Annotated in this window: 7 protein-coding genes; 3 read left to right on the top strand and 4 right to left on the bottom strand. The window is 65.1% G+C overall.

The window, feature by feature from the left end:
• Positions 1-186: 186 nt before the first annotated feature.
• Complete coding sequence (locus AC3WJU_RS12560) at positions 187-591, bottom strand: LacI family DNA-binding transcriptional regulator (protein WP_492260012.1); 405 nt, start codon at positions 589-591, stop codon at positions 187-189.
• Here AC3WJU_RS12560 and AC3WJU_RS12555 point away from each other — a divergent pair.
• From AC3WJU_RS12555 to AC3WJU_RS12545, 3 genes are all read left to right on the top strand, one after another.
• Entirely contained in the window at positions 580-1,440 is an 861-nt protein-coding gene (locus AC3WJU_RS12555; RefSeq protein WP_492260011.1) for a Gfo/Idh/MocA family protein, read from the top strand. The two genes, AC3WJU_RS12560 and AC3WJU_RS12555, sit on opposite strands and share 12 nt — an antisense overlap.
• A 73-nt stretch (positions 1,441-1,513) precedes the next feature.
• The gene (locus AC3WJU_RS12550; protein WP_492260010.1) at positions 1,514-4,222 is read left to right on the top strand and encodes a winged helix-turn-helix domain-containing protein; all 2,709 of its coding nucleotides are present in this window, start codon (positions 1,514-1,516) and stop codon (positions 4,220-4,222) included.
• A 91-nt stretch (positions 4,223-4,313) separates the two neighbouring features.
• On the top strand, positions 4,314-5,342 hold the full coding sequence (locus AC3WJU_RS12545) for a DUF4386 domain-containing protein (RefSeq protein ID WP_284989166.1): 1,029 nt from the start codon (positions 4,314-4,316) through the stop codon (positions 5,340-5,342).
• Positions 5,343-5,466: 124 nt separating this feature from the next.
• Here AC3WJU_RS12545 and AC3WJU_RS12540 read toward each other — a convergent pair whose 3' ends face one another.
• The 3 genes from AC3WJU_RS12540 to AC3WJU_RS12530 all read right to left on the bottom strand — a co-directional run bounded on the left by AC3WJU_RS12540 (position 5,467) and on the right by AC3WJU_RS12530 (position 8,066).
• Positions 5,467-6,345: an SDR family oxidoreductase gene (locus AC3WJU_RS12540; protein ID WP_284989165.1), complete on the bottom strand. Its 879-nt coding sequence runs from the start codon at positions 6,343-6,345 to the stop codon at positions 5,467-5,469.
• Positions 6,342-7,367, bottom strand: coding sequence for a helix-turn-helix transcriptional regulator (locus AC3WJU_RS12535; RefSeq protein WP_284989164.1), 1,026 nt, complete (start codon positions 7,365-7,367; stop codon positions 6,342-6,344). Before AC3WJU_RS12535 ends, AC3WJU_RS12540 begins: the two co-directional genes overlap by 4 nt.
• Positions 7,368-7,481: 114 nt before the next feature.
• Positions 7,482-8,066, bottom strand: coding sequence for a helix-turn-helix domain-containing protein (locus AC3WJU_RS12530; RefSeq protein WP_492260009.1), 585 nt, complete (start codon positions 8,064-8,066; stop codon positions 7,482-7,484).
• Between the last annotated feature and the right edge of the window lie 67 nt (positions 8,067-8,133).

The raw sequence follows: 8,133 nt of genomic DNA, 5'->3' as shown, positions 1-8,133 counted from the left end.
GCGACCGTGGAGACGCGCACCGCAATGGCGATGCTCGCCGCCGACAACGCCCTCGCCGTGCTCAGCGGCGAACAACCACCCGCACCGATCAACTAGAGGTTGGCTGGGGTCGAGTCCGCCGTACGTCCACCGCGCGGCGGAATCGAGCCGCAGCTCAGCGTCCTTCAGGACGACAATCAGATGAAGTTACGCGGGCGAACTGGTCGAACCCCGTGTGATGAGCCGGGTCGCGAGCTCAATCCTTGGCCCGTCCGTGTTTGGGTCGATGCCTTCTCGCTGATTCGTCAAGCGCAGGAGCATGCGAAAGGCGGTGGCTCCCATTTCCTGAATGGGCTGCCTGACCGTCGTCAGTTGCGGTGTCGCCCAAGTCGCTTCGGGCACGTCATCGAATCCGACCACGCTGACGTCCCCGGGGATGTCGAGGCCGAGGTAGCGCACCGCGTCGTAGACGCCGAGGGCCATCATGTCCGATGCCGCGAAGATGGCGGTCGGCCTGTCCTCCCGGCCCAGGATGTCGACGGCGAAATCGCGTGCCTCGTCGCGGTTCCAATCAGCAGCACCGATTAACCGAGGCTCGACGTGCAGGTCCATGGCCGACAGGGCGGCAAGCACGTCTTTGCCGAGAAGCCCCTTGCGTTGTCCCCGGAAGACGCCCTCCCTATGCTGGAGCTCGCCGACTCTTTGGGGCTTCGAGTCGGGAGCGCGCCCGATACCGTCCTCGGCACCGGCGTCCAAACGGCCCTGCAGTTGCTCAACGAAGGTGCCATCGGCACGCCGGTCGCGGCGCAGGTTCACTGGTCCGCACCCGGACACGAACGCTGGCACCCGTCACCACTGTTCTACTACGAACCCGGAGGCGGCCCGCTATTCGATATGGGTCCCTACTACCTGACCAGCCTCGTCATGTTCTTCGGACCGGTTGTCCGCGTATCGGGAGTGGCCACTCGGTCCAACCGTGCGCGAACCGTCGAGACCGGACCGCTGGCCGGCACGCCGATTCCCGTCGAGATCGACACCCATGTCAGCGCGATCCTCGAACATGCGAACGGGGTGATCACCACAATCACGGTCAGCTTCGAAGTCTGGGCCACCCGGACTCCGCTCTTCGAGATCTACGGCACCGATGGCACCATCGCCGTCCCCGACCCGAACCGATTCTCAGACCCCGTCGAATTAATGACCCGGGAAGAACCGGAACGGCGCGAGGCGCCAACCTCTGCTGGCTATGAGGATGCCGGGCGAGGTTATGGTCTCGCAGACATGGCCAGGGCGATCGAGACAAACCGCCCACATCGCGCCTCCGGGCGGGTAGCGTTCCACATCCTCGAGGTTATGGATGCCATCACACGCGCGAGCCGGGAGCATCGGGTCATTGACGTCGACAGCACGGTCGACAGGCCGGACGTTGTGCCGTTTGGTGCGGCACCCGACACCTGGTAGGCGCAAACTCACCGGCACTACACTGGGATCACCGGGCCGAGGCAAAGTGACCGGCTCTCGAGGGAGGTCCGTGATGGCAGGTCCATTGCTCGAGACCAAACTTCACGTTCCCGGGCCACGGAGCGCCCTCGTGGCCCGCCCCAGGCTGATCAGCCGTCTGGGCCAGGCCGATGAGCAAACGCTGATCCTCATTTCAGCTCCCGCCGGCTTCGGGAAAACAACGGTGCTGGCCGAGTGGCTGGCAGATTCGCCCGCCACTGGCCGATCGCACGCCTGGCTCTCACTCGACCAACGGGACAACGATCCCGTGCTCTTCTGGACCTACCTTGTGGCTGCCCTGGACAAGGCGTCTCCCGGAATCGGCGCTAGAGCACTCGCTGCACTCCGGTCCACGCAATCGAGCACTGAAGACTTCCTGACCACCCTGATCAACGAGTTACAGGGTGGTCAGGACAGGTTTACGTTGGTGCTCGACGATTACCATGTCATCGACAATCAGGGCGTGCAGGAGGCTCTGGCCTTTCTCGTAGAGAACCTGCCCGGGCAGCTGCAACTGGTCATCGCGAGCCGTGCCGATCCAGCCTTGCCGCTCCCGCGACTCAGGGCACGCGGCAGGCTCCTCGAGATCCGTGCCGCCGATCTCCGCTTCACCCTGGAGGAAGCTGGCACCTACTTCAACGCCGTGATGGGACTGGGTCTCACCGCGCAGGATATCGCCGCCCTCGAAGGGCGGGCGGAGGGCTGGATCGCCGCGCTCCAATTGGCGGCGCTCTCGATGCAGGGAAGGGGCGACGTTGCCGGCTTCATCGCGGGTTTCGCAGGTGATGACCGGTACGTCGTCGATTACCTCGCGGAAGAGGTACTCCAGCGCCAGCCCGACGATGTCCGGAATTTCTTGCTGCAGACCTCCATCCTGAACCGGCTCAACGGTCAACTTTGCGACGCTGTGACCGGCCAAAACACCGGAAAAGCAATGCTCGAGGCGCTCGATCGGGGGAACCTGTTCGTGGTTCCGCTCGACGACCGACGCTGGTGGTACCGCTATCACCACCTCTTCGCCGACGTGCTGCGGGCGCGTCTCATGGACGAGCAGCCAGGCCGCATTCACGAACTGCACGAGCGCGCGAGCCTTTGGCACGAACAAAACGGCGACATTCCGGAAGCTGTCCGCCACGCACTGGCCGCCCAGGACTTCGAGCGGGCCGCGGACCTGATAGAGCTCGCGATCCCTGCCCTGCGCAAGGACCGCCAGGAAGCCACGCTGAGCCGTTGGCTCGAAGCGCTCCCCGGCGAACTCATACACGCGCGGCCCGGGCTGGGCGTCGCCTACGCGGGGGCGCTCCTCGCGAGCGGCGAGCTCACCGGTGTCGACGCCCGCCTCGAGGAGGCAGAGCATTGGGTAGGTACGACGGCGGATGGCCGCGACGGCGGCAACCTCACCAGTTCGATCGCGATCTACCGTGCCGCGCAGGCGCTTGCAAGCGGGGACACCACCGGGGCAATGAGGCACGCGGCTACCGCGCTCGGCCTTGTCGGGAAGGACGATCATCTTGAGCGCGGAGCAGCATCCGGGCTCTTGGCGATCGGTCACTGGACGAATGGCGAACTGGAGGTAGCGCACCGCCTGTGGTCCGATTCCTATTCCAACCTTGAAAGGGCCGGGCACCACTCGGACATGCTCGGTTGCTCCATCGCTTTGGCCGACATCCGGATTACCCAAGGCCGGCTCCGCGACGCAATGGCCATCTATCAGCGGGGTCTTGAGCTCGCGGGAAGGCACCCGGCGCAAACGCTCCGGGGAACGGCCGACATGCACATAGGAATGAGCATGCTCCTTCTTGAACGCGGCGAACTTGACGCCGCAAGGGAGCACCTCCTGGCCAACCAGAGGCTCGGCGAGGACGCCGCGTTGCCCCAAAACCCATATCGCTCGCGGGTCGCGATGGCTCGGGTCCTCCAAGCGGAAGGGGACGTGGACGGCGCGCTTGAACAACTCGACGAGGCAGAGCGCCTGTACGTCGGCGACTTCTTTCCCGCGGTACGTCCGGTCCCGGCCGTGCGGGCGCGGATTTGGATCTCGCACGGAAGGACGTCCGACGCTTTCCGCTGGGCGCGCGAGCATGGCATTTCCGCCGAAGATGAGCTCTCCTATTTGCACGAGTTCGAGCACATCACCTTGGCCAGGGCACTCCTCGCCCAGGACAGGGCGGAGCCGTCGGAGGACCCTGCTGGACACGTCGCCGCCCTGATTGACCGCCTCCTTCGGGCCGCGGAAGAGGGCGGCAGGACGGGGACCGTCGTCGAGCTTCTGGCGCTTTTGGCACTTGCCTACCGGAAAGAAGCGGACGACGGCGGGGCGCTGGCAGCGCTGCGACGCGCGGTAGCGCTCGCAGAACCAGAGGGCTACGTTTCAGTGTTCGTCGACGAGGGTGAGGCGATGGCGAAGTTGTTGAATGCGCTCGTGAAGCGGGGAAGGGCACCAGACTACGTAGGCCGGCTCTTGGAGTTGTTCGGGACCGAAACGCGCAGCACGCCGGCACGGCAACGCTTGATCGAGCCCCTAAGTGATCGTGAGCTGCACGTGCTTCGGCTTCTTTCCTCGGAGCTGGGCGGCCCGGAGATCGCGCGCGAGTTGCTCGTTTCCCTGAACACCCTCCGGACACACACCAAGAACATCTACGCCAAGCTCGGCGCGAATAGCCGCCGCGCGGCCGTCCGGCGGGCCGAGGAGCTGGAGCTCCTGCCGCGAAAAGATCACCACATCAATCACCAGGTGTGGTGATCCCCGCTCACCACATCTCCTTCTACCTTCGAAGCATCAAAGAAGTCATCCGCAGAGGCGGTTGAAATCCACTAAGGCAGAAGGAGGGGCGATGAACGCGAGATCGGTGGGCCGGGAAGACACGTCCGTCGAGTACGAAGTCCGCGTCAAAGGCCATCTTGATTCCCGCTGGGCCGCTTGGTTCGAAGGACTGAGCCTCATCAACGAACGCGACGGGACCACCGTCATCCGCACCCGGAACGTCGACCAAGCCGCGCTCCACGGTCTGCTGCAAAAGCTCCGCGACTTGGCGCTACCGCTCTTGGCAGTCAACCAAGCCGGAACCACGCAACCCAGCCAGCCGGCGTCGACCTCTCGCATCTTCGACTCAAAGAAGGACCACACCATGAAAACCATCACCCAAACCCCGACACCAACAACTGGCCATGTCCGGATGGACCCGCTGCGGAAGACCGCGATGGTCGCAGGCATCCTGTACCTTGTGACCTTCGCTAGTTCGATCCCGGCGCTGTTCCTGATTTCCCCTGTCCTGAACGACCCGCATTACATCACGGGCCCCGGCGCCGACTCGACCGTCATCTTCGGCTGCTTCCTCGATCTCGTCAACGCGCTGTCGGCGGTGGGCACCGCCGTCGCACTGTTTCCCGTCGTCAAACGGCAGAACGAGGGCATCGCGCTGGGCTTCGTCACCGCCCGGATGTTTGAAGCCGCGGTCATCGTGATCGGCGTCGTCAGTCTCCTGGCTGTGGTCACTTTGCGCCAGAACGGGGGAGCGGACCCTGCCTTGGTTCCCGTGGGCCAAGCGCTCGTGGCGGTGCGTGACTGGACGTTCATTCTCGGACCGAGCCTGGTTCCGGGCGTGAGCGGGCTGCTGCTTGGGTACTTGATGTACCGTTCGGGGCTCGTTCCGCGCATCATTCCCCTCCTTGGACTGATCGGCGGCCCGCTGCTGCTTTCGTCGACGATCTCAACGATGTTCGGTATCAACCAAGGGATCTCGGTGTGGTCGGGACTCGCAACCTTGCCGATCTTCGTTTGGGAGTTGTCGCTGGGCATCTGGATGGCGGTCAAGGGCTTCCGGCCTTCGCCTATCACCACCGGGCAAGTGCGCACAGCCTGAGGAGCCACCCACGAACTCCACGGAATGAGTCCCGCGGCCAACCCGGCCGCGGGACTCATCGCGTTGCAGGACGCGGCGGGTCTAAAGTTCAACGCCGACGTAAGACTCATGCCAGTTGATGATGTTAGGCGTCATGGGCGAGGTTGCTGGAGAGTTCGCGGTGGGCGTTGGCTTGGTCCTGGAGTTCCTTGGCGCGGGAGTCGAATAGTCCGACCGCGTCGGCTCCGGCGGCGAAGCGCAGTGGTGGCTGCTCCAGTTCGGCGAGTCGGATGAGGGCGTCGGCGAGTTTGGCGGGGTCTCCGCCCTGCAGGCCGTTCATGCTCTTCCATGAGGTGACGGTTTGTTCGGTGCGTTGGGCGTAGTCGCCGATGGTGGATTCGGCGTAGCGTGTGGATTCGGGGGTGAGCAGTTCGGTGCGGAAGAATCCGGGCTCGACGAGCATGGTGCGGATCCCGAACGGTGCGATTTCGGGGGCGAGGGACTCGGCCCAGCCTTCGATACCGAACTTGGACGCGGCGTAGGCGGTCAGGAATTCCCCGCCGGCGATGCCGGCGGTTGAGGAGATCGTGATGACCAGGCCCGAGCGTTGGGCGCGCAGGACCGGCAGTGCCGCTCGGGTGACGTTCATGGGCCCGAACATGGTGGTTTCGATCTGTGCCCGGAAGTCTTCGGGGGTGATTTCTTCGAAGAACCCGGCGTAGAAGTTGCCGGCGTTGTTGACGAGCACGTCGATCCGGCCGAAGCGGTCGACGGCGGCCTGGATGGCCGCTTCCGCGGCGGCGGGGTCGGTGACGTCCAGCTTCACGGCCAGCAGGGCTTCGTTTTCGCCGATGGCGTGGGCGACTTTTTCGGGGTTGCGGCCGGTGGCGACGACCGCGTGGCCGGCGGCGAGGGCCGCTTTCGCGATGTCGGTGCCCATGCCGCGGCCGGCTCCGGTGATGAACCAGACTTTTTTCCCGGTCATGTCTTCCTTCTGTCCTGTCTGGTCATTCTGCTGACTCATGGTTCTGTCTTTCCTGGGGTGGGTGTTCCCGGCCGCGCGGGGGAGCGCTGGCCAGGAGTGGCGGATCCACCGGCGGGGCCGCCGGTGGTGGTTTCGGGAGGCGACGCCGCCCAGCTGGCGAGGAACGCCAGCGCGTTCTCGGACGCGGAGCCAGGCTCCGCGGTGAAGGTGAACAGGGTCTGACCCTCGTCGCCGGGAAGGTCCAGCGTCTCGAACTGCAGGGACATGTCCCCGGCGAGCGGGTGGTGGAAACGCTTGGTGCCCGCGGTGTGGATCCGCACGTCGTGCCCGGCCCACAGGGCCGCGAACAGCCCGCTGCGCGTCGTCAGCTCCCCGACCAGCTCGTTCAGCGCCCGGTCATCGGGGTTCCGCCCCGATTCCAGGCGCAACATCGCGACTGTGGTCGCCGCGACCGCGCGCCAGTCAGGGTAGAAGTCACCCGCGCCCGGATCGAGGAAGAGATAGCGCGCCTGGTTCGGCAAGCGGGCCGAAGTGTCCGGTCCCGACCGTCCGGCGGGATTGGACTGTGCGGCTGGGTTGGACTGTCCTGCCGGGTTGAACTGCGCCGCGGAGCTGAACACGGGCCCGTACAGCGCCCGGCCCAGAAGGTTCGCGGCCAGCACGTCCGAGCGGCCGTTCTGGACGATCGCGACCGCTCCGGTCATCCCGTCCAGTAGACGCAGCACTCCGGGGCGGACTCTCTGCTGCGGTGGCCGGCGTGCCGCCCGCGGCGACGATGCGTTGGCCGTCCTTGCCAGGTCCATCAGGTGTGCCCGCTCGGCCTCGTCCAACTGAAGGGCAGATGCCACGGCCTCGAGCACGGCGTTCGAGACGCCGCGGACGCTGCCGCGTTCCAGGCGGGTGTAATAGTCCGTGCTCACCCCCGCCAGATGCGCCACTTCCTCACGGCGTAGTCCCGGCACCCGGCGCAGTTCCCTGTAGGTGGGGATGCCGGCCTCTTCCGGGCTGATCTTCGCTCGACGCGAGATCAGGAATTCACGGATTTCGTCTTTTCTGTCCACATCCACCACGCTACGCAGCCGCGGCGGCCGGTGGCAGTGTCCACCAGACACCCCCAAACCGGCCCGGATACCAGCCACCGACCTTAGGCGTTCAGAAGGGCCGTTGCTTGGTCGCTATGACGGCTTGGGGCGGGCGCGTACGTGCATCCGCTCGCCCTGCTGTCCAAACAAGCTGATGAATTCGACGGGTTTCCCGTCGGCGCTGGCGAACCAGTGCGGCGTGCGGGTGTCGAATTCCGCGGCTTCTCCTGCGCGGAGTTCAAAGTCGTTGTCGCCCAGCACCAGGCGCAGCCGTCCGTTGAGGATGTAAAGCCATTCGTAGCCTTCGTGAACTCGCGGATCGGGCTCGGACCCACGGGCATCACCTGCGAGCACCATCTTGAAGGCCTGCAAACCGCCCGGCCGGCGCGTGAGGGGAACAGCCGTCATGCCGCCATGGGTCATGGGCCGCAGGTGAATTCTCGGATCTCCGGTGGGCGGGGCGCCGACCAGATCATCAAGGGGAACACCGTACAACCTCGCAAGGGGCAGCAGGATTTCGAGGTTTGGCCTGCGTTGGCCGGATTCGAGCCGGGACAAGGTGCTCACCGACACTCCGGATGCAGAGGACACCTCTCCGAGGGTGAGATCCCGTTCCGTGCGGAGTGCCCTAAGCCGGGGCCCGACAGCCCCGAGAACATCATCAAGCTCATTTGCCATACCCATAGTTTGCCATAACAGCAAAAGAGTTTGCCAGACTTCCCACGCGAGATGAAAGCTTGTCTAA

Source organism: Arthrobacter sp. FW306-1B-F12A (genome assembly GCF_058781865.1).
Note: the sequence above shows the minus strand (reverse complement) of the source record. Positions and strands in the feature narration are given on the sequence as shown.

Coding starts and splice junctions, on each gene's coding strand:
- AC3WJU_RS12545 (WP_284989166.1), top strand. CDS start 4,314: ATGAACGCGAGATCGGTGGGCCGGGAAGACACGTCCGTCGAGTACGAA.
- AC3WJU_RS12530 (WP_492260009.1), bottom strand. CDS start 8,066: ATGGCAAATGAGCTTGATGATGTTCTCGGGGCTGTCGGGCCCCGGCTT.
- AC3WJU_RS12560 (WP_492260012.1), bottom strand. CDS start 591: ATGGACCTGCACGTCGAGCCTCGGTTAATCGGTGCTGCTGATTGGAAC.
- AC3WJU_RS12550 (WP_492260010.1), top strand. CDS start 1,514: ATGGCAGGTCCATTGCTCGAGACCAAACTTCACGTTCCCGGGCCACGG.
- AC3WJU_RS12540 (WP_284989165.1), bottom strand. CDS start 6,345: ATGAGTCAGCAGAATGACCAGACAGGACAGAAGGAAGACATGACCGGG.